The organism is Dactylosporangium sp. NPDC000521 (assembly GCF_042898305.1).
Taxonomy (GTDB): Bacteria; Actinomycetota; Actinomycetes; order Mycobacteriales; family Micromonosporaceae; genus Dactylosporangium.
The window spans coordinates 805,117-826,143 of record NZ_JBIAYW010000002.1 but is presented as its reverse complement, the minus strand read 5'-3'; the positions used below and the strand labels follow the sequence as shown (position 1 = coordinate 826,143).

Genomic DNA, 21,027 nt, shown 5'->3' with positions numbered 1-21,027 from the left:
AGGGCGGCGGGGTGTGGGCGGATCCACAGGCGCGACGGACTTACTGGCGAGTAACATTGCCGGTAATTCGTCGCTAGGAGGACACCCGTGCCCCGTCCCGTCCGCGACGTCGTCTTCGTCGACGGCGTGCGCACCCCGTTCGGCAAGGCCGGTGGGATGTATGCCAACACCCGCGCCGACGACCTCGTCATCCGCTGTATCCGGGAGCTGCTGCGCCGCAACCCGCAGCTGCCGCCGGAGCGGGTCGACGAGGTCGCGATCGCGGCCACCACGCAGATCGGCGACCAGGGCCTGACCATCGGCCGCACCGCCGCTCTGCTGTCGGGCCTGCCCAAGACCGTCCCCGGCTACTCGATCGACCGCATGTGCGCCGGCGCCCTGACCGCGGTGACCACCGTCGCCGGCGGCATCGCGTTCGGCGCCTACGACGTCGCGATCGCCGGCGGCGTCGAGCACATGGGCCGCCACCCGATGGGCGAGGGCGTCGACCCTAACCCGCGCATCATCGCGGAGAAGCTCGTCGACCCCTCCGCGCTCGTCATGGGCGCCACCGCGGAGAACCTGCACGACCGGCTCCCCGGCATCACCAAGGAGCGCGCCGACAAGTTCGGCTACGCGTCGCAGGTCAAGACCGCCGCCGCCTACAAGGCCGGCAAGCTGCAGCCCGACCTGGTCAGCGTCGCCACCCGCGACCCGGAGGCCGGCTGGGGCCTGGCCACGGTCGACGAGGCCCCCCGCGACACCAGCCTCGAGAAGCTCGGCACCCTCAAGACCCCGTTCCGCCCGCACGGCAAGGTCACCGCCGGCAACGCCGCAGGCCTCAACGACGGCGCCACCGCCGCCATCATCGCGGCCGAGGACGTCGCCCGCGAGCTGGGCCTGCCCGTCGGCATGCGGCTCGTCTCCTACGGCTTCGTCGGCGTCGAGCCCGAGGTCATGGGCTTCGGCCCGGTCCCGGCGACCGAGAAGGCGCTGCGCCAGGCCGGCCTGACCATCGACGACATCGGCCTGTTCGAGCTCAACGAGGCCTTCGCCGTGCAGGTCCTGGCGTTCCTCGACCACTTCGGCATCGCCGACGACGACCCGCGGGTCAACCCGTGGGGCGGCGCGATCGCCGTCGGGCACCCCCTGGCGTCCTCCGGCGTGCGGCTCATGACGCAGCTGTCGCGGCAGTTCGCCGAGCACCCCGAGGTCCGCTACGGCCTCACCGCCATGTGTGTCGGCATCGGCATGGGCGCGTCCGTGATCTGGGAGAACCCGAACTGGGAGGGCGGCAAGTGAGCACGACCATCAGCAACCCCAACGAGGTCGTGACCAAGGCGCTGCTGCGCTTCGTGACCCTGCCCTCGCGGGAGCGCGCCGCGCTGATCACGCTCGACAACGGCTTCGACCACACCAAGCCCAACTCGTTCGGCCCCGGCGGCCTGGCGAGCCTCGACGCGGCGATCGACGAGGCCGTCGCGGCCGCGCCGAAGTTCATCGCGATCACCGGCAAGCCGTACATCTTCTGCGTCGGCGCCGACATCACCGCCATGCCGCTGCTCACCGAGCGCGAGCAGGCCCTGGAGCTCGGCCGCTACGGCCACAAGGTGTTCCGGAAGCTCAAGGACTCGGCGGTGCCGACCTTCGCTTTCATCAACGGCGCGGCGATGGGCGGCGGGCTGGAGGTGGCGCTGCACTGCCACTACCGGACGGTCTCCTCCGGCGCCGCGGCGCTCGCCCTGCCCGAGGTCGCGATCGGTCTCGTGCCCGGCTGGGGCGGCACCCAGCTGCTGCCGAACCTCATCGGCATCGCCCCGGCCGCGCAGGTCATCATCCAGAACCCGCTCACCCAGAAGACCCTCAAGCCGGCCCAGGCCCGCGAGCTCGGCATCGCCGACGAGATCTTCGAGCCGGCCGACTACCTGGAGCGGTCGATGGCCTGGGCGGAGGGTGTCGTCGACGGTACGGTCACCGTCACCCGCCCGGAGATCGACCGGGACATGTGGGACGGTGTGCTGTTCTTCGCCAAGCACCAGCTCGACGAGCGGCTGCACGGCGCCGTCAACTCCGCCAACAAGGCCCTTGAGCTGCTGGCGCTGGCGAAGGACGCCGCCTTCACCGACGGCACCGCGGCCGAGGACGAGGCGCTCGCCGACCTGCTCATGGGCGACCAGTCCCGGGCCAGCCTCTACGGGTTCGACCTCGTGCAGCGCCGCGCGAAGCGGCCCGCGGGCGCGCCCGACAAGGGCCTCGCCCGCGACGTCAACAAGGTCGGCATCGTCGGCGCCGGCCTGATGGCCTCGCAGCTGGCGCTGCTCTTCGTGCGCCGGCTCGAGGTCCCGGTCGTGCTCACCGACCTCGACCAGGCCCGCGTCGACAAGGGCGTCGGCTACGTCCACGCCGAGATCGACAAGCTGGTGTCGAAGAAGCGCCTCGACCCGGGCAAGGCCGCGAAACTCCGTTCGTTGGTGAGCGGCTCCGCGGACAAGGCCGCCTTCGCCGACGCCGACCTCGTGCTGGAGGCCGTCTTCGAGGACCTCGGCGTCAAGAAGCAGGTCTGGGCCGAGGTCGAGAAGATCGTCCGGGACGACTGCGTCCTGGCGACCAACACCTCCTCGCTGTCCGTCAGCGAGCAGGCCGCCGGGCTCGCTCACCCCGAGCGGGTCGTCGGGCTGCACTTCTTCAACCCGGTCGCGATGATGCCGCTGCTGGAGATCGTCCGCGCCGACCAGACCGACGACGCGACGCTCGCCACCGCGTTCGCCGTCGGCAAGGCGCTGAAGAAGTCCTCGGTGCTCGTGGCGGACCGGCCGGCGTTCGTGGTCAACCGGCTGCTGACCCGCTTCCTGGGGGTCGTCACCGCCGCCGTCGACAACGGCACCCCGATCCCGGTCGCCGACGCCGCCCTCGACCCGCTCGGCCTGCCGATGCGGCCGATGGCGCTGCTCGGCATGGTCGGCCCGGCCGTCGCGCACCACGTGGCGGAGACGCTGCACGCGGCGTTCCCGGACCGGTTCGGCGTGTCGGCCAACCTGGGCCGGATCGTCGAGGCCGGCAAGCGCGGCTTCACCGACGCCGAGGGCAACCCCGACCCGGAGGTGCTCGCGCTGCTGGAGGTCGGCTCCTCACCGTCGACGGCGGACGAGCTGCGCGACGAGGCGACGGCGGCCCTGGCCCGCGAGATCCGGCTCATGCTGGACGAGGGTGTCGTCGCCGACCCGCGCGACATCGACCTGTGCATGATCCTCGGTGCGGGCTGGCCGCTGCACCTGGGCGGGGTCACGCCGTACCTCGACCGCGAAGGCATCTCCGAGAAGGTGACCGGCGCCCGCTTCCTGCCGCCGGGCGTGGCCAACGCGCCGTAAGTTCACCCTATCGAGCAGATGTTTCGGTAAATATCGGATTTGGACCCCGTCGACGCTTAGCGTTGGCGGGGTTCGCTCGCAGTCCCCCCGGCTGCACGGATCACTCGTCCCCGGGGGTGCACCATGCGCAAAATCATGTCCGTCGCCGCGCTGTTCCTGCTGACGCTGGCGTATCCGGTCGATGCGCAGGCGGCCTCGACCGCGACCGTGGTCTCCCCGAAACGCCCCTTGAACGTCCGGGCCGGCAGCGCCGTGTGGACCGTACAGCTGCGGACATTGCCTCATGGCAGTCCCGTCGCCATCGACTGCCAGGTCAAGGGCCAGCTCATCAACCAGGGCAGCGTCCGGGTCACGGACCTGTGGGACCGGCTCACCGACGGCACCTACGTCTCCGACGCGTGGATCCGCCACGCCGGCGCCGTCCCCGCCTGTGGCCCGGCGGCGCCCGTCGCCCCCGCCGCCGTGCCTGCCGCCGCGAACACGACCACCGGCACCGTCGCCTCCGGCACCATCCCGCTGAAGGCCCGCACCGGCCCAGCGCACGGCGCGCCACTCATCGCGGCCCTGGCCGACGGCACCCCGCTGACACTCGTCTGCCAGCAGCGCGGCGAGAACATCGTGGGCACGCAGCGCGTCACACCGATGTGGAACCGCCTGCCGGAAGGCACGTACGTCTCCGACGCCTACGTGCGCCGCACCGCGACCCCGCCCCTGTGCACCGCGGCCAACCAGCCCGTCGCCGCACCCGCCGCCCCGGGCGCCGGCGCGTGGACCAACCCGCTGCCCGGCTTCCGGGCCCGCCCCGGCTTCCGTACCTCCAACAACCCCAGCCACATCGGCGTCGACATCATGTCCTTCACCGGGACCCCGATCCACGCCGCCTCTGCCGGCACCGTCACCGAGGTCATCTGCAACATCGAGGCCGGCCACAGCTGCGACCAGACCGGCAGCGCCTCGGTCGGCGGCTGCGGCTGGTACGTGAAGATCCAGCACGCCGGCGGCATCGCCACCCTGTACTGCCACATGGTCCGCAAGGCCCTCGTCAAGCCCGGCGAGCAGGTCAAGGCCGGCCAGGTCATCGGCTACGTCGGCAGCTCCGGCAACTCCTCCGCCCCGCACCTGCACTTCGAGGTCCACATCAACGCCCCGCCGACCGGCCCCCAGAACGCCATCGACCCCCTCCCCTTCATGCGCACCCACGGCGCCCCCATCGGCTAGTTGACCCGACACGTTGCCGCCTGCCCGGCCACCCCGCCGCCGCACTCCCCGCACCCGGTTACGTCGCCCCGCTCCACTTCCCGCGCCGGTTTTGTCCGCTCGCTCCACTCCGCACCCGGTTATGTCGACTCGCTCCGCTCCCCGCGCCCGGTCTGTCCGCTCGCTCCACTTCCCGCGCCCGGTTATGTCGACTCGCTCCGCTCCCCGACATAACCGAAATTTCGGATATGTTCGCGGAGCGGACATATCCGCGGCCGGCCGGGCCTCGACGGGATGCTCACCGGCCCCCCAATGCGCCGCAGACTGCGCACAGCCGCACGTGCGCGCCGCATCTTTGTGGCCGCCCGCCGCCGAACCGCAGACCCAAGCGCGCAGACGCGAAGAATCTCCCCCAAGTGATCCAAGGACAGTCGCGGCCGCCCGCACGACCAGATTCATCCTTGGATCACGCCGACGACCTCCCGGTGGCCGCCCGCCGAACCGCGAACCCAAGCGCGCAGACGCGAAAGACCTTGCCCAAGTGATCCAAGGACAGCGGCGGCCGCCCACACGACCAGATTCATCCTTGGATCACGCCGGCCACCCGCAACGACCAACCACCCAATGCAAAGAACCGGACTCGCCCAAGTGATCGAAGGACGGCAGTGGCCGCCCGGACAGCCAGACCCATCCTTGGATCACGCAGACGACTCCCGGTGGCCGCCCGCCGCCGAACCGCAGACCCAAGCGCGCAGACGCGAAGAATCTCGCCCAAGTGATCCAAGGACAGCGGCGGCCGCCCACACGACCAGACCGATCCTTGGATCACGCCGGCCACCCGCAACGGCCAACCACCCAATGCAAAGAACCGGACTCGCCCAAGTGATCGAAGGACGGCAGTGGCCGCCCGGACAGCCAGATCCGTCCTTGGATCACGCCGGCAACTCGCGGAGGGCGACCACCCGATGCGGCGCGCAAGCGCCGCTGGCCCTGCCTCGCGCCTCAACGCGGGCAGTGCGCCGCGCAGCGGCGCATTGGGGTGCGGGTGAGAATCCCCGCCGGGACCCGCCGCGCAGCGGTGGGGCGGAAGCACAGCGTGAGAATCCCCGCCGGGCCCCGCCGCGGCAGCGGTGGGGGGCACTACAGCGCTACAGCGCGCGGTGGCGGCCGGGGCGGTCGGGGGCGCGTTTGGCGGCGTACATGGCCTGGTCGGCGGTGCGGAGGACCTCGTCGGGGTCCTCGCCCGGGCCGGCCAGGTGCAGGCCGACGCTGGCGCCGATGCGGACCTCGTGGCCCACGATGTCGAAGGGGTCGGACAGGGACGCGCGCAGCCTGGCCGAGAGGGCGGCGGCGTCGTCGGGGGTGACCAAGCCGGGCAGGAGCAGGACGAACTCGTCGCCGCCGACGCGGGCCAGCACATCCGTGGGGCGCAGACAGAGGGAGAGGCGCTCGCCGACCTGGCGCAGGAGCTCGTCGCCGGCCTCGTGGCCGAGCTCGTCGTTGACGGGCTTGAAGCCGTCCAGGTCGACGAAGAGCACGCCGACGGGGGTGTGCTGCAGGGAGGCGGTGAGGCGCTCCTGCAGGCGGCGGCGGTTGGGCAGGCCCGTGAGGGGGTCGTGGTGGGCGTCGTGGGCGAGGCGGTCCTGCATCTCGCGGCTGTCGGTGATGTCGCGGGCGTTGATGACGATGCCGTTGAGGGCGGCGTTGTGCAGCTGGTTGGAGGCGGTGAAGTCGAACCAGCGGTGGTTGCCGTCCGCCTGGGAGACGCGGACCTGCATGCGCTCCAGGCCGCCCTTCTCGCCCAGCAGCGCGGCGAAGCGTTCCCGGACGTGCTGGCGGTCGTCGGGGTGCAGCAGGTCGAAGACGGATGAGCCGACGGCGACGAAGCCGAGGATCCGTTTGCCGCTGGGGCTGGAGTACACGACGCACCCGTCATCGTCCAGGACGGTGACGACGTCCGGGGCGTGCTCGACGAGCGCGGCGAAGCGCTCCTCGGCGCGGCGGCGGACGAGCTGCGAGCGGTACCCGAGGACGGCGAGCCCGGCGACGCCGACGAGGAGCATGGTGAGCAGCGCCAGGTTGATGGTGAGGCTGCGGTTGCGGACCGGGCCGTCGAAGGTGGCGGTGGACTGGGTCCGCACGTACGCCCAGCCGCCTGGCAGCCCGCCGTGGACGGCGGCGATCATGGACCTGCCGCCGGAGCGGTACGTGACGAACACCGACTCCGCGGAGCCGATCTTCTTGATGATCTCCGAGTCGGCCATGGTGCCGACCATCAGAGGGTCGCTGGAGGCGCCGACGGTGCCGCTGGCGTCCACGACGAGGGAGAGGTGCGACGGGTCGCTGAGCTTCTCCAGGTACACCTGGAGCTGCCCCTTCAGGACCGGGACGAAGCCGTAGATGAGCGCGACGGGGTCGCTGCCGACGACGATGGGCACGGCGACCGCCTGCACGAGGGTGTCCTTGACCGTCATGAGGGAGGAGAAGCCGGGCTTGCCCAGCGCCAGGCCGGACATCAGCGGTTTCCAGCCGACCGCGGCCTGGTCCGGGAACATGTTCGCGGGCTTCGTGGCGTTGACCGGGTTGCCGGTGAGGTCGGTGAGGACGACGCCGTACGAGAAGAACGTCGACTTCTTCGCGTAGTCGACGAGGGCGGCCCGATCGCCCGCGTCGCCGGGGGTCAGCGACAGCGGATGGCTCGTGACGAAGTCGTTGAGCTCCTTCGCCGACAGCAGGAGCAGCTGCTCGACCAGGCCGCCGTTGTTGGTGGCGAGGGCGAGGGTGTCGGCGCGGTGCACGGTCTCCGCGGCCCGCAGCGCGGAGCGGTTGACCGAGACGCCGACGGCGCCGATCGCCAGCAGCAGGGCGGCGCTGATGCCCACTACCAGCCAACTGCGCAGCCGCATCCGGTTTCCTCCGACGTGTCCTGTGGAGGTCTCATCGGCGGCGAAGGGCGGAACTGAGAAACTGTGCTCGCGATCACATCGGCTTGACCGGCGCCGTGCCCGTCAGTACCGGCGTGACCGCCGCCGCAGGGAGGCTGACAGTCACCTCGAGGCCGCCGCCGTCCAGGGCCACGGCGCTGACCCCTCCCCCGTGCGCCTCGCAGACCGCGCGGACGATCGACAGGCCCAGCCCCGAGCCGCGGGCGCCGGTGCGCTCCCGCCCGCCGCGCCGGAAGGGCTCGAAGAGCACGGGCACGTCGGCCGGGGCGACCTCGAAGCCGGTGTTGCCGACGACGAGCCAGGCCAGGGTCTCGTCCGTGCCGGTGCGGACCCAGATGCGGCCGCCGAGGTGGTTGTACCGGACGGCGTTCTCGACGAGGTTGCCGGCGAGCCGTTCGAGCAGCCCCGGGTCGCCGACGACCCTCGCCGGCGCCAGGTCGGTGGTCACGTCGAGGGTCAGCCGGGTGATCTCCTTGCCCATCGCGGACATGGCGACGGTGACGCCGGTGGCCAGGTCGGTGGGGACCTTCCGCCCGAGCCGCCGGCCGGCCTGCGCCTCGGTGCGCGCCAGCAGCAGCAGCGACTCGACGAGCGCGTTGGCCCGCGTGGACGCGTCGCGCACGACGTTGGACATGCGGCGGAACTCCTCGACGTCGGCCTCGGGGTCGTCGAGGGTGACGTCGACCTCGGTCCGCATGACGGCGAGGGGGGTCCGCAGTTCGTGGGACGCGTTGGCGACGAAACGCTTCTGGGTGTCGAACGCCTCGCTGATCCGGTCGAGCATCGCGTCGAACGTCTTCGCCAGCTCCGACACCTCGTCGTCGGCGCCGTCGTAGTTGATCCTGGCGTCAAGGGTCTCACCGGTGAGCCGCTGCGCGGTGGTGGTGACCTTCTGGAGGGGGCGCAGCGCCCGGCCGGCGACGACGTACGCGCCGGCGACCCCGACCGCGCCGATGAGCAGCAGCGCGAGGCTGCCGCGGGTCACGAGCTCCCATTCGGCGGCGTCGGCGAGCTCCGTCTGCCACTGCCGGGCGTCGACCTCGCTGCCGTCCTGCAGGACGATCCGGGTGCCGGGCCGCAGCTCGTCGGCGGGCCGGATCGCGCTGTCGACGAGGATGTAGGCCAGCACCACCAGCACGAGCCCGGCACCGACGAGCAGGATGCCGTTGAGCAGGGTGAGCCGCAGCCGCAGCGTCGGGCGGAACAGGGCTGCGCGGCGGGCGTCGTAGATCGTCATTCGGGCGGCCTGGTCCTGTATCCGGCGCCGACGACGGTCTCGATGAGCGCGGGGTCGCCGAGCTTCTTGCGCAGGGTCATCATCGTGACCCGCACGGTCGTGGTGAACGGGTCGGCGTTGGCGTCCCAGACCCGCTCGAGCAGCTCCTCGCTGGACACGACGGCGCCGCGGGCCTTCAGCAGCTCCTCCAGCAGCCCGAACTCCTTGCGGGTCAGGTCGAGCGGCTGCCCGCCCCGGGTCGCGACCCGCTTGGCCTGGTCGAGCACGAGGTCGGCGATGGTCAGCACGGGCGGCGCGGCGGGGGTCGCCCGGCGGCCCAGCGCCTGGACCCGCGCGACCAGCTCGTCGAACGCGAACGGCTTCGGCAGGTAGTCGTCGGCACCGATCTGCAGCCCTTCGACCCGGTCGGCGACGCTGCCGCTCGCGGTCAGCATCAGGACCCGGGTCAGCGCCCCGGACGCGACCAGGTCGGCACAGATGTCGTCGCCGTGGATGCCGGGCAGGTCGCGGTCCAGCACGACCACGTCATAGCGGGTGACCATGGCCATCTCGTGGCCCTGGGTGCCGTCGTACGACACGTCGACCGCCATGCCCTGTCGTCGCAGCCCCCGCACGATCGCGTCGGCGAGGTGCCGCTCGTCCTCGACCACCAGCACGCGCACGCCACATCACCCCCACCCGGTCGGGCCAGTGTCAGGCACCGGCTGTGAAGTCCGCGTGAGCCGCCAGCGAAGCGACTCGGGCGGCGAACCAGTAGTACAGCACGGCTCACGCCGCCGCCGAAGGCGGCGGCAGCCGCCAGCGAAGCGGCTCGAGCGGCGAACCAATAGTCGAACCAATAGTCGAACCCGTAGTCGAAGCAGTAGTCGAGCCAACGTATACCGCACCATTGGCGACCATGGCCCGCGCCGGGCACCCTGAAGATGTGGAAGAGCCGCTGATCGATCTCGGTGTGGTCAACGACCAGGACGATCAGCTGGACGCCGGGCCGCCACCGGCGGTGCCCGGCCGGCGGCAGTGGCCGTTCGTGATGGTGCTGGCGCTGCTCGCGACGTTCACCGGCGGCTCCGGCGCCGGCACCTCCGTGGAGGATCTCGGCGTCCTGGCCGAGCACACCATCGGATTCGTCGCCGACCGCGGCATGCTGTACGCGCTGGGAGAGGACCCGGCCGTCACCGCGTACGACTGGGGCACGGGCGAGGAGCGCTGGAGCCGCAGGATCCTGCCGAACTCCGGCCAGGTCTACCTCGCCGCGGACCGCGCCTACATCCGCCACCGCCCGTGCACCGACGCCATCGGCTGGAGCCTGGAACGGCTCGACCCGGCCGACGGCCGCCAGCAGTGGTTCGCGGCGGGCGCACCGGTCGCGGTGCTGCGCCTCGACGAGAAGCCCGGGCTGCTGCTCGTCGACGAGCGCGCCGGGACGTGCCCGCCGGCGGTGCCGCAGCGCAACACCCCGCAGACGCCGGTGCACCTGGCGGCGATCGACGCGGAGACCGGGATCGTGCGGTGGCAGTTCCAGATGCCGGCCGGCGGCCGGCTGGTCTCCCCCGACGTCCCCGGCAACGACTGGTTCGCGATCTGGTACCCGACAGGGCACACCGAGATCCGGGCCGCCGCGACCGGCGCGGTGCTCAGCGGCGCGGAGGTGCCCGAGCTCGCCGACGGCCCGCCGCAGAGCGTCCGCATCGTCGGCGACATGCTCGTCGTCGTCGCCGTCGGCCTCGACGGGGCGATGATCACCAGCTACGGGCACACGCCGCTGCAGTTCCGGTGGCGGCTGCTCTTCCAGTCGGCGGAGCCCGTGCCGATCGCCGAGCTCGCCTACGGCCCGGTCGTCGTCGCGTGCGGCCCGATGGTGTGCGTGCCGAACTGGCGCGACATCGCCGTCATCGACCCGCGGACCGGTGTGCAGCGCTGGCGCCGGCAGATCCAGATGGACGCGGTCGGCTCCGGTGTCCTGGTCGCCCGGGACCGCGAGGACTTCATGCGGATCCGCATCGTCGACTGGGAGACCGGCACGGACCGCAGCGAGCTGACCGGCTGGGGCCTGATCCCGACGGCCACCGACGGCAACGACGACGCCGCCGGGACCGCCGCGACCGCCGGCGCCACGTGGGCGCTGGTCCAGAAGCCCGACGGCAACGGCTCACAGATCGGGCGGGTGAACCTGCGCACCGGGGAGGTCGAGATCATCGGCCAGGTGAGCCCGATCCCCTCCAGGTGCGCGCTGCGCGGCCACCGTCTGTCGTGCCTGGCCGGCGGCGACAGCCTCCGCCTGTGGCGGCTGTGAGCCTCCGGAGGACCACAGCGCGCGCAGCAGGATAGACCGGCAGGATGCCTGCAGCGCTCCCCCGGTCGCGCGTGGCCAGATGCGGTCACGGCAGGCGGAGCAGGACGACCTCGTCACTGTCGGTGGCGCAGGCGACGAGCTCCCCGTCGATCTCGCACGAGACGAGGACGCCGGGGACCGCGGCCGACGGGGCCGGCACCGGGCCGCGGTCGGACCAGGCGAGCAGCGTGTCGTGGTCGGTCTGCAGGCCGATCAGGACGCGGGGGCCGGCGGCGGCGAGGAAGCGCCAGCCGGGCGGGACGGTGATGCCGGTGTCGGCGGCCATGGCCTGCGCCCCGCCGGGTGTGACGGATGACAGCGCCCTCGGCACGATCCACAGCAGCGCGCCGTCGGACGGGTCGACGGCGGCGGTGCGTTCGCCGCTGACGCACAGCGCCGCGTCGCACGGCAGGATCGTGAGCGGGCTGCCGATGCCGGTCGGCACCTGGGCCTTCCAGCGTTCGACGAGGCCGCGACTGTACGCGGTGATCCGGGTGCTGCCGGCCGGCACGTCCGACCGGGCGACGAGCAGCAGGTCACCGACGACGGCGACGAGGTCGTCGGCGGGTCCGGCGATGCCACCGACCGGGGCGGTGCGCGCGCCGGTGCCGAGGTCGACCGTGCTGAGCCCGCCGGCGCCGTCCAGCAGCGCCGCCCAGCTGGCACCGGTCACGGCCGCGTCGACGGCCACGCGGGTGCCGGGATCGACGGCGGTGTCCCACTGTACGAGGCCCGCGGGGTCGACGAGCTGCCAGCGCAGCACGCCCGCGGTCGGGGTGTTGTCGGCGAGGGCGCGGCAGCCGTCGGACCAGAGACTGCGCATGACGACGGTGCCGGTGCCGCCGGGTGGGGTCCGCACGGGCACGCCGACGGCCCGCCACCGCTCCCGCCCGGTCGCCCGGTTCACCGCGACGGTGACGCCGGTGATGCCGGAGCGGCACAGGTCCGGGGATAGGACCGCCAGTTCGCCGCGGATGTCGACGTACGAGAGCTGGGCCAGCCCTTCCGGGGTGAACATCCACCGCAGCGTGCCGTCGGTGGCGTCGTAGGCCTCCACCGGCGTCGGGGTGCGGTCGCTGTCGAACACGAACAGCGCCCCGCTGGCGACGTGGTAGTCGCCGTTGCGTAGCGGCTGGCGGGTCACCTCGTGCGGGCGCCCCGGCGGCGGCGCCGCGGACACCAGGGAGAGCAGCATCGCCAGAACGGCGGCCAGCCCCCAGCCGCGGGGCAGCCCGGCGGTGTCGTCGGCGACGTGCTCCCAACCGTCGTCGATGACACCCAGATCGATGGTGACCGTGCTCACCGGCACGGCTCCATTGTGCGCCGGGCGCCACCGGCCCGGCAGCCGCCACACGGCCAACGATGCACCGCGCCGCCCTCGCGTACGGGGGCAAGGTCGGCGGTCAGTGCCGGGACGGGAGGCGCCACACGGACACGCCGCCGACCACGACGCAGGCGAGGGCGTCGCCGTCGACGGAGCACTCCGGGTTGCCGAACCAGTTCTCGGCGCGGGCGAAGACGGCGACCACGCCGGTCGCCGGGTCGAGCTCGCCGAGCAGTGCGGTGCGCATGTCCACGGACCGCCACAGCAGCGGCCGCCGGCCGCCGGTGAGCACGTGCCAGCCGGGCAGCTGCTTGACGACGGTGCCGGTGCGGCTGTCGACGATCGCGACGGGCCCGGGATCCGACGGGTCGTGGCGCGAGCCGGTGATCAGGCGCGGGCCGGCCATGCCGAGCACCTGGGTCTGCTCGTCGAGGTGCCAGCGGTGCCGGCCGGTGGTGCTGTCGTAGGCGTCCATGCCGTCGCCGTCGCCCGCGCAGAAGAGGTCGGTCGCGCAGCGGAAGAGGCCGCTGCCTTGCGCACCGGGCCAGCGGAACAGCAGCCGGCCGGTCGGCAGCTCGTACACCTGCGCACCCGGCGAACCGTCGGGGTGGACGACGACCCGGTCGGCGGCGCGGCCCGTGTCGTCGTGCCAGCCGGCGTCGAACATGGCCGAGACGCCCGACCAGGCGAGCTGATGGGTCGCGCGCACCCGGCCGGTCCGGGTGTCCCACCTCGTCAGCTGCCCGGCCCGGCTGAGCACGTCGAGCCGGTCGAGCCGCGACCGGTACATGTCGGCGTAGATGACGTTCATGTCGGACCCCTGCGGGACGGTGACGGCCCAGACCTGCGCCCCGGTCCGCGCGGACAGCCCCAGGAACCGCCGCTCCGGCTGCGCGAAGGCGCGGTTGACGTCCGCGTCGGAGGCCGGCCACACGATCTCGACGCGCCGCTCGGTTGGCACCTCCTCGAGGACGACCACGTCGCCGGTCGTGCCGGTGAACGTGACGTGCGAGCGCGTCCACAGGTCCCGGCCGGTGGCCGCGTCGAGCACGACGAAGGTGTTGGAGCCGCCGTCGCCGGTCCGGTCCTCGCTCACCAGCAGGACCACGTCGTCGCCCGCGGTCACCAGCTGCTGCTGGACCTCGGCCGGGCGCTGCCACAGCAGCTCGCCGCCGGTGAGACTGTGCGCCTCGATCATCGGTCCGGGATCGGTTCCCTGGTACCGGGCGAGGAGCAGCTTCCCGCCGGCGGCCTGCGCCCGGAGGATCTGCTGGTCGATCGTGTACAGCAGGCCCGCCCCCGACCGCGGGCCGGCCGAGACGAGCAGGCCGAGGGTCACGGCGAGGACCACGGCGACGGCGATCCACCGGCCCTGCGGGCCGCGCCGGAGCGCGGGCGGCTCCGGCGGCTGCCACGGGACGCTGACGTCGAGCTCGATCACGGTCTCCGGCACAGCCTCAGGGTGCCATGACCCCCTTCCAGGGTCACCCATCGGTGCCGGGGCGCGGTGGCAGCCGCCAGACGGTCAGCTCACCCACCATGACGCAGGCGAGGGTGTCGCCGTCCGCGCTGCACTCGGGCGTCCCGTACCAGTTCCCGGCCCGGCCGAAGACGGTGACGTGACCGGTCGCCGGGTCGAGCTGACCGAGCAGCGCGTTGCGCGGGTCGATGGGCCGCCACACCAGCAGCCGCTGCGAACTCGCCTCGCGGATCAGCCGCCAGCCGGTGAGGTCGGCGACGACCGCGCCGGTCCGCGCGTCGACGACGCCGAGCGGCGTCTGGTCCGAGGGGACCTGCTCGAACACGCTGACGACGAGCCGGTCGCCCGCGCCGCCGATGACGTCCCGGTAGCGGTCGAGCCGCCACCTGGGCGCGCCGGTGGTGCTGTCGTAGGCGACGAGGCCGTGCTCGGTGGAGGCGCAGAACAGGCTGGCGGTGCACGGGTACAGCCCGTCGTAGATCGAGACGTCCGTGCGGAACAGCGCCCGCCCGTCGGCGAGGTCGAACACGATCCCGCCACGCTCGCCGTCCGGGTAGACGGTGGCACGGTGCGGGATCGCGGCGGGCACGAACTGCCAGCCGGCCCCGGAGCTGTACATCGCCGGCACCCCCGACCAGGCCAGCTGCACGGTCGTCAGCACGGCGCCGGTGCGGATGTCCCGGTGGGTGACCAGCCCCGACGGGTCGAGCTGGTCGACGCCGGTGACCCGCCCGGTGGGGTACCGGCCGTCCCAGCTGTAGTCGAGCAGGGCGCCGGCCGGCGCGACGAGCTCCCAGACCGGCGCCCCGGTGCGCTCGTCGAGCACGAGCAGGTGCCGCGGCGACCGTTCGCCGGCGTGGTTGACGGACGGGTCAGGCGCGGCCTCCGGCGTGTACACGACGATCTTCCGCTGCTCGATGGACAACTGCTCCACGACGACGAGGTTGTCGCGGGTACCGACGAGCGCGGTGTTCTGCCGTGTCCACAGCTGCCGGCCGGTGGCCGAGTCGATGACGGTCAGGGTGCTGTTGAACACGGCCTCCTCGTCGGAGAACCGCGTCAGGACCAGCGCGCCGGCGCTGACGGCCGCCGGCTGCTGCTGCGGGGTGATCGGGAAGTCCCAGAGCTGCGCGCCGTCCGAGCGGCGGTGGGCCTCGATCCGCGGGTCGGAGACGGACCGCTGGAACCGGTCGACGAACAGGAGGTCACCGAAGACGGTGACGCCGCGCACCTGGTCCTGGATCCGGTAGAGCGGGCTGACGCGCGGTGCCGGTCCGGCGGCGGCGAGCGAGCCGAGCGCCGCGGCGAGCACCGCGCCGACCGCCACCCACCGGGTCCTCAGCCGCCGCCGCGGCGTGGGCACCTCCGGCGGCTCCCACGGGCTGCTGAGGTCGAGTTCGATCACTGTCTCGGCCATGTGACTCAGAGTCCCACGCCGGCCGCCCGGTTGCGTGCCCCGTCCAGGTGGTGCTTCCGCCCCACCGCATCGCGGCGGTGGGTCGGCCGGAGTGGTACCGGCCGGGGTCCTGGGCCGGGCAGGTCGTTGCGGCGTAGCCGCTGCCGCGTTCCGCTTGCCCACCGACCCGGGGGCTTTCGCTGTGGCGGCGTTCCGTCGCGCCCGGCGCTTCGCCGGTCGTCGGGTGCGGGCGCAGGTCGTACACAGGCGAAACGGCGGATCCAGAGCAGGATCCGCCGTCTCCGATGGCGCTGGGGTCAGCGGCGGGCGCGGGCCGGGATCGCCGGCTGCTCGGTCTCGTCGAGACGGCTGACCCACTCGGTGACCTGGCGGGACACGTCCTGCGCGGTCAGGCCCAGCTCCGACAGGATCTCGGTGCGCGTGCCGTGCGGGTGCCAGGCCTGCGGGACGCCGAGGTCGCGCAGCGGGACCCACACGTCGGCGTCGCGCAGCGACTTGGCGATCGCGTCGCCGACGCCGCCGGTGCGGACGCCGTCCTCGATCGTGACGACCAGGCGGTGCTCACGGGCCAGGGCGACGATCTCGACCGGCACCGGCCGGACCCACCGCGGGTCGACGACGGTGACGCCATAGCCCTGCTCGGCGAGGCGGGCGGCCGCGTCGACCGCCAGGTGCGCGAACGCGCCGACGCTGACCAGCAGCACGTCCTTGCGCTCGTGCTCGCTGAGCACGTCGACCCCGCCGAAGCCGTCGACGCCGCCGACGCGCCGCAGCGCGGGCAGGTCCGCGGGGACCGCGCCGGTCGGGAAGCGCACGATCGTCGGGCCGTCCTCGATGCTCACGGCCTCGCGCAGCTCCTGGCGGACGGTCTGCGCGTCGCGGGGCGCGGCCAGCCGCAGGCCGGGGACCACGCCGAAGACCGCCATGTCCCAGATGCCGTAGTGCGACGGGCCGTCGGGGCCGGTGATGCCGGCCCGGTCGAGCACGAACGTCACGGGCAGCTTGTGCATCGCCACGTCCAGCAGCACCTGGTCGAACGCCCGGTTGAGGAACGTCGCGTAGACCGCGACCACCGGGTGCAGGCCGCCGATCGCGAGCCCGGCCGCCGACGTCGCCGCGTGCTGCTCGGCGATGCCCACGTCGTACGCCCGCTCCGGGTACTTCTTCATGAGCTTCGCGATGCCGGTCGGCTCCGCCATGGCGGCGGTGATGCCGACGATGTCGGCGCGCTCGTCGGCGATCGCGACGAGCTCGTCGGCGAACACGCCGGTCCACTTCACCGCGGCCGGGGCGAGCAGCTTGCCGGTCTCGATGTCGAAGGCGCTGCCGGGGCCGTGCAGGCAGTCGGCCTCGTCCTCCTCGGCGGGCCGGTAGCCGAAGCCCTTGCGGGTCACGGCGTGCACGATCACGGGCCCGCCGAACGACTTCGCCTTGCGCAGCGCCGACTCGACCGCGACCTGGTCGTGGCCGTCGACGGGCCCGACGTACTTGATGCCGAGGTCCTCGAACATCGCCTGCGGCGCGACCGCGTCCTTGATGCCCTTCTTGACCGCGTGGAGCACCTCATACAGCGGCGGGCCGACCAGCGGCGTGCGGCCGAGGGAGTCCTTGACCAGGTCGAGGACCTTCTCGTAGCTCGGGTTGAGCCGCAGGTTGGACAGGTGGTCGGCAAGGCCGCCGATCGTCGGGGAGTAGGAGCGCCCGTTGTCGTTGACGACGATGACGAGCGGGTTCTTCGCGCCGGCGATGTTGTTCAGCGCCTCCCAGCACATACCGCCGGTGAGCGCGCCGTCACCGACGACCGCGACGACGTGCCGCGGCTCGCCGCGCAGCGCGAACGCCTTCGCCAGGCCGTCCGCATAGGACAGCGCGGTCGAGGCGTGCGAGTTCTCGATGATGTCGTGCTCGCTCTCGGCCTGGCTCGGGTAGCCGGTGAGCCCTCCGCGCTGGCGGAGCAGGTCGAAGCCGTCCTGGCGGCCGCTCACGATCTTGTGGACGTAGGCCTGGTGGCCGGTGTCGAAGAGGATGCGGTCCTTCGGTGAGTCGAAGACCCGGTGCAGGGCGAGGGTCAGCTCCACCACACCGAGATTGGGGCCGAGGTGGCCGCCGGTGCGGGAGACCTTGGCGACGAGGAAGTCGCGGATCTCCGCCGCGAGCACCTCCAACTGCTCCGTCGAGAGGTCACGGAGGTCACCCGGACTGCGGATGGAGCTCAGCAGGGTGGAGGCCTCGGTCTCTTCAGTGCTCATGGGGCTCAACTCTAACGGGGGCGCGCATCAGCGCACGTCGGCCGGACGAATCTTGACAGCTTCCACACATGCCCGTTACCAGCTCACCGGCGTTCGGGCACGGCTTCAGCCGATTGCCGCCGCGGCGAATCTCACGGTGTCCCTGTCCTGCACGAACTGCGCCAGGGCCACGTCGATCGCCGCGCTGCGCTTCGTCCCGGCGACGACACCGTGCGTGAGCGACCCGACCACCCGGGTGGAGCTGTCGGTCCACTCGGCGATCGCCTCGGCGAGATATCCGGTGTACTTCGTCTTGTCGGCGTCGAGCCGCGCCGGGACGGACCCCTTCTGCGGGTTGAACGCGTCCTGCCCGCTGACCGAGCCGCACTCGATCAGCCACTGCTCGGCGGCCCGCCGGTGCGGCGCCCCGCGGGGCAGCGTGAACGAGTCGGACAGGAAGTCGTACACCTTCTCCGAGCCGGGGCTCGCCACCACGGAGTAGCCCTGCTGGAACGTGAGGCCCTTGGTCCGCAGGTACGCGTCGGCCCAGTCCCCCATCACGTTGTAGGCGGCGGTGCCGGCGACGACCTTGTCCAGCGCCGGCTGCCAGTCCCCGGCGGCGGTCGCCACGTCGGACTGGTCGAGGACCCGCACGAACAGCGCCAGCGCCTCCTGCACCGGCGGGCTCCTCCAGTCCGTCGCGCCGTTCCAGAGTCCGGTGTACCCGTCGGCGCCGAGCTCGCCGAGCAGCACGCACTCGAGCAGGTGCTTCTGCGTCCAGGCCGGGCCGATGGACAGCGGCAGGACGCCTTTGCCCCGCAGCACCGCCGCCTGGCTCAGGAACTGCGACCAGTTCATCGGCGGCGTCAGGCCGTGCGCCCGCAGCACCGCCGGGTTGTGCCAGAGCAGGTTGGCGCGGTGGATGTTCACCGGCACCGAGTAGATCTTGCCGTCGAACGTCAGCGCCTCGACCAGGCCCTTCGGCAGGCGCTCGCGCCAGCGCTGCTGGTCGTACAGGTAGCGGACGTCCTCGACATAGCCGGCCTCGATGTCGGTGTCGAGCTGGAGACCGGCGTGCGCCTGGTAGGAGTCGGGCGGGTCGTCGTTCTCCAGCCGGGACGCGAGCACGGTCCGGGCGACCGTGCCCGCCCCGCCCGCGACGGCCGCGTTGTCGAACTCGATCCCGGGGTTGACCCGGCGGAAGTCGGCGACGAGCGCCTCCAGGCCCTCCTTCTCACCGGGCCCCGCCCACCACGAGAACACCTCGACCCTGCCCGACCCGTCGCCGCCGGCCTCGTCCCCGCCGATCGCGCAGCCGGGCAGCCCGAGGACGCTCAGCCCGCCCGCGACGAGCAGCGTCCTCCGGCTAAATCCCACTTTTGCAGTATCTTCGCCGTTTGCGCCCTCGTCAGCGGTTCGGCGGCATCCAGTCCTGGTCCGACCCCTGTCCGGGCTGTTGCTCCTGTACGGACACCGGCGGCTGCTCCGGCTGCTGGCCCTGGTACGGGTGGCCGGGCTCGGGTGCCAGGCCGATCTCGTTCGCCAATGTCGCCGTGCTCAGCCCGTCGAGCCTGGCCCGCATGTCCGCGTACGTCGCCAACGACATCGGCGCCGTCACCACCGCACCCGCCCGGGCGATCACCTCCGACACGATGGCGGCGAGCACGACCCCGAGCACGATCGTCCCGTCGGCCCCGGTCACCTCCATCGGCTGCAGCGACAGCGAGGACGCCCCGGCGGTCCCACCCTGGACGAGGGCACTGACGATGGACGCGACGAACCCGACGGCGACACCGAGCCCGATCGTCGTGGCGATCCGGCCGATCGAGGCGCCGAGATCCTGGTGGAACAGCTTGAAGCAGCGGGAGATCGCCGACGTGCCCCGCTCGAACGTCACCACCGCCGGCAACAGCGTGAACACCGCGGAGAGATAGATCGCCGGCAGGATGCACGCGCAGATCCCGGCGATCACGATCATCCCCGCCAGGACCTGCCACCCCAGCAGCGGAAACACCCGCCGCGCCGCGAGCAGCAGCGCCGCACCGAACCGCGGCCGCAGCCCCGCCGCGATCGTCACCACCACATGGTTGGACGCGATCGCGATGACGAACGAGACGAACACCCCGACGAACGCGCCGAGCACGATCAGCCCCACCGCCGGGAACAACTGCCCGAAATCCGGCGCGACCGGCGCCCCCGTGACCGGGTCCGTCCGGCTCAGCTCATCCGTCAGGCCCAGGCTCGCCAGCGACAGCGGCACACTGTACGCCAGCGTCACCGCCAGCCCGATGAGCTGCAGCAACGCGAGCTTCTGCCACCCCCGCCCGAGGACCGCCATGCTGCGCCGCCACCAGCCCGAGTAGTCGGGGCTGACCAGCGGGTCACCCTCACCGATCTGCCCCGCGTACAACCCACTGACGGGCGTCATCTGATAGACCGCGTACGCCTGCGACGGGTCGTACACGCCCCCGTACCCCTGCGACTGGTCGTACCCACCGGACGGATACTGCGGCTGCCCGTAAGCGCCGGCCTGCCCCGGGTACGGCGCCTGCCCCGGGTAGGTCGGCTGCCCCGGATACTGCGGCTGCCCGGGGTAGCCGGGCTGCCCCGCGAACGGCGGCTGCCCTGGGTAGGTCGGCTGCCCTGGATACTGCGGCTGCCCAGGGTGGCCGGGCAGTCCGGGCTGTCCGGCCTGCTGTGGCTGACCCGGGTGACCGGGCTGTCCCGGAGCCGGCGGCTGCCCGGGGTGGCCGGGCTGTCCCGGAGCCGGCGGCTGCCCGGGGTGGCCGGGATGTCCGGGCTGCTCGGTCTCCCCGCCGGCCGCGGCCGGCACAGGAGCAGCGGCACCCTCGGCCTGCGGGCCTGCCTCCCCCGGCAACGGGGCGGTGGGCGGCTGCCCGGAATCCACCGGTTGCCCGGACTCCGCCGGCGTCACCGGCTCGGACGGCCGGGCCGGTCCCGTGGACTCGTCGGGCCCAGGGGGCTGGGTCATGTTTCCTCCGTATCGCGGACTGCGCCAGGCGGCACGACACAGAAGATAGGGCCCCGCCGCACACCCCGCCGCCCCACCAGACGGCAATCCGACCGCCCGACCAGCCGACCACCCCGGGATCGAACCCACAGCGCGGTCAACCAACCGACCCCGACCAGCAAACCCACCCGCCGATCAACCACCCACTCCGAGCGAAGACCCACCGCTCCCGCCTGACCGAACCGCCGGGAACCCGCTGCCCATCAACCGCTCCGCCGGGCGATCCACTGCCCGGCCACCGCAACCGGCGAACCCGCTGACCGACCAGCAGACCCGCCACCCAACCGACCACCCGCTCCGCCGGACAACCCGCTGCCCGACCACCGCAACCGGCGAACCCGCTGACCGACCAGCACACCCGCCACCCAACCGACCACCCGCTCCGCCGCGCAACCCGCTGCCCGACCACCGCAACCGGCGAACCCGCTGCCCATCAACCGCTCCGCCGGGCGATCCGCTGCCCGACCACCGCAACCGGCGAACCCGCTG

The 21,027-nt window shown here is 72.6% G+C and carries 13 protein-coding genes; 4 read left to right on the top strand and 9 right to left on the bottom strand.

Going from position 1 to position 21,027, the window contains the following annotated elements; all coding sequences use genetic code 11:
- Window positions 1-87: 87 nt before the first annotated feature.
- The 3 genes from ACFY3L_RS09500 (at window position 88) to ACFY3L_RS09490 (ending at window position 4,565) form a co-directional block, all read left to right on the top strand.
- Entirely contained in the window at window positions 88-1,281 is a 1,194-nt protein-coding gene (locus ACFY3L_RS09500; protein WP_389320686.1) for a thiolase family protein, read from the top strand.
- Window positions 1,278-3,347 (top strand): 3-hydroxyacyl-CoA dehydrogenase NAD-binding domain-containing protein, encoded by a 2,070-nt coding sequence (locus ACFY3L_RS09495; protein WP_389320684.1) that lies wholly within the window; start codon window positions 1,278-1,280, stop codon window positions 3,345-3,347. Before ACFY3L_RS09500 ends, ACFY3L_RS09495 begins: the two co-directional genes overlap by 4 nt.
- A 123-nt stretch (window positions 3,348-3,470) precedes the next feature.
- The gene (locus ACFY3L_RS09490) at window positions 3,471-4,565 is read left to right on the top strand and encodes a peptidoglycan DD-metalloendopeptidase family protein (protein ID WP_389320681.1); all 1,095 of its coding nucleotides are present in this window, start codon (window positions 3,471-3,473) and stop codon (window positions 4,563-4,565) included.
- A 1,127-nt stretch (window positions 4,566-5,692) separates the two neighbouring features.
- Here the strand turns inward: ACFY3L_RS09490 and ACFY3L_RS09485 are convergent.
- The 3 genes from ACFY3L_RS09485 to ACFY3L_RS09475 all read right to left on the bottom strand — a co-directional run bounded on the left by ACFY3L_RS09485 (window position 5,693) and on the right by ACFY3L_RS09475 (window position 9,388).
- Window positions 5,693-7,450: a diguanylate cyclase domain-containing protein gene (locus ACFY3L_RS09485; protein ID WP_389320679.1), complete on the bottom strand. Its 1,758-nt coding sequence runs from the start codon at window positions 7,448-7,450 to the stop codon at window positions 5,693-5,695.
- Window positions 7,451-7,523: 73 nt separating this feature from the next.
- On the bottom strand, window positions 7,524-8,726 hold the full coding sequence (locus ACFY3L_RS09480; protein WP_389320677.1) for a sensor histidine kinase: 1,203 nt from the start codon (window positions 8,724-8,726) through the stop codon (window positions 7,524-7,526).
- Window positions 8,723-9,388 (bottom strand): response regulator transcription factor, encoded by a 666-nt coding sequence (locus ACFY3L_RS09475; protein ID WP_389320674.1) that lies wholly within the window; start codon window positions 9,386-9,388, stop codon window positions 8,723-8,725. Before ACFY3L_RS09475 ends, ACFY3L_RS09480 begins: the two co-directional genes overlap by 4 nt.
- A gap of 263 nt (window positions 9,389-9,651) precedes the next feature.
- On the opposite strand from ACFY3L_RS09475, the gene ACFY3L_RS09470 reads away from it, so the two are divergent.
- On the top strand, window positions 9,652-11,019 hold the full coding sequence (locus ACFY3L_RS09470; RefSeq protein WP_389320671.1) for a PQQ-binding-like beta-propeller repeat protein: 1,368 nt from the start codon (window positions 9,652-9,654) through the stop codon (window positions 11,017-11,019).
- Between the two features lie 85 nt (window positions 11,020-11,104).
- On the opposite strand, the gene ACFY3L_RS09465 is transcribed toward ACFY3L_RS09470, so the two are convergent.
- The 6 genes from ACFY3L_RS09465 to ACFY3L_RS09440 form a co-directional block, all read right to left on the bottom strand.
- Window positions 11,105-12,361 carry a hypothetical protein gene (locus tag ACFY3L_RS09465; protein ID WP_389320669.1) on the bottom strand — a complete coding sequence of 419 codons (1,257 nt, stop codon included), beginning with the start codon at window positions 12,359-12,361 and terminating at the stop codon, window positions 11,105-11,107.
- A 100-nt stretch (window positions 12,362-12,461) separates the two neighbouring features.
- Entirely contained in the window at window positions 12,462-13,835 is a 1,374-nt protein-coding gene (locus tag ACFY3L_RS09460) for a PQQ-binding-like beta-propeller repeat protein (RefSeq protein ID WP_389320666.1), read from the bottom strand.
- Window positions 13,836-13,866: 31 nt separating this feature from the next.
- On the bottom strand, window positions 13,867-15,279 hold the full coding sequence (locus tag ACFY3L_RS09455) for a PQQ-binding-like beta-propeller repeat protein (protein WP_389320664.1): 1,413 nt from the start codon (window positions 15,277-15,279) through the stop codon (window positions 13,867-13,869).
- Window positions 15,280-15,575: 296 nt separating this feature from the next.
- On the bottom strand, window positions 15,576-17,528 hold the full coding sequence (gene dxs, locus ACFY3L_RS09450; protein ID WP_389320661.1) for a 1-deoxy-D-xylulose-5-phosphate synthase: 1,953 nt from the start codon (window positions 17,526-17,528) through the stop codon (window positions 15,576-15,578).
- Window positions 17,529-17,633: 105 nt separating this feature from the next.
- The gene (locus tag ACFY3L_RS09445) at window positions 17,634-18,884 is read right to left on the bottom strand and encodes an ABC transporter substrate-binding protein (protein WP_389320659.1); all 1,251 of its coding nucleotides are present in this window, start codon (window positions 18,882-18,884) and stop codon (window positions 17,634-17,636) included.
- A 31-nt stretch (window positions 18,885-18,915) separates the two neighbouring features.
- Window positions 18,916-20,499 carry a hypothetical protein gene (locus tag ACFY3L_RS09440; protein ID WP_389320656.1) on the bottom strand — a complete coding sequence of 528 codons (1,584 nt, stop codon included), beginning with the start codon at window positions 20,497-20,499 and terminating at the stop codon, window positions 18,916-18,918.
- Between the last annotated feature and the right edge of the window lie 528 nt (window positions 20,500-21,027).

Bases quoted from the DNA above. Each gene is read 5' to 3' on its own strand.
- ACFY3L_RS09490 (WP_389320681.1), top strand. From the start codon at position 3,471: ATGCGCAAAATCATGTCCGTCGCCGCGCTGTTCCTGCTGACGCTGGCG.
- ACFY3L_RS09485 (WP_389320679.1), bottom strand. From the start codon at position 7,450: ATGCGGCTGCGCAGTTGGCTGGTAGTGGGCATCAGCGCCGCCCTGCTG.
- ACFY3L_RS09480 (WP_389320677.1), bottom strand. From the start codon at position 8,726: ATGACGATCTACGACGCCCGCCGCGCAGCCCTGTTCCGCCCGACGCTG.
- ACFY3L_RS09455 (WP_389320664.1), bottom strand. From the start codon at position 15,279: ATGGCCGAGACAGTGATCGAACTCGACCTCAGCAGCCCGTGGGAGCCG.
- dxs (WP_389320661.1), bottom strand. From the start codon at position 17,528: ATGAGCACTGAAGAGACCGAGGCCTCCACCCTGCTGAGCTCCATCCGC.
- ACFY3L_RS09440 (WP_389320656.1), bottom strand. From the start codon at position 20,499: ATGACCCAGCCCCCTGGGCCCGACGAGTCCACGGGACCGGCCCGGCCG.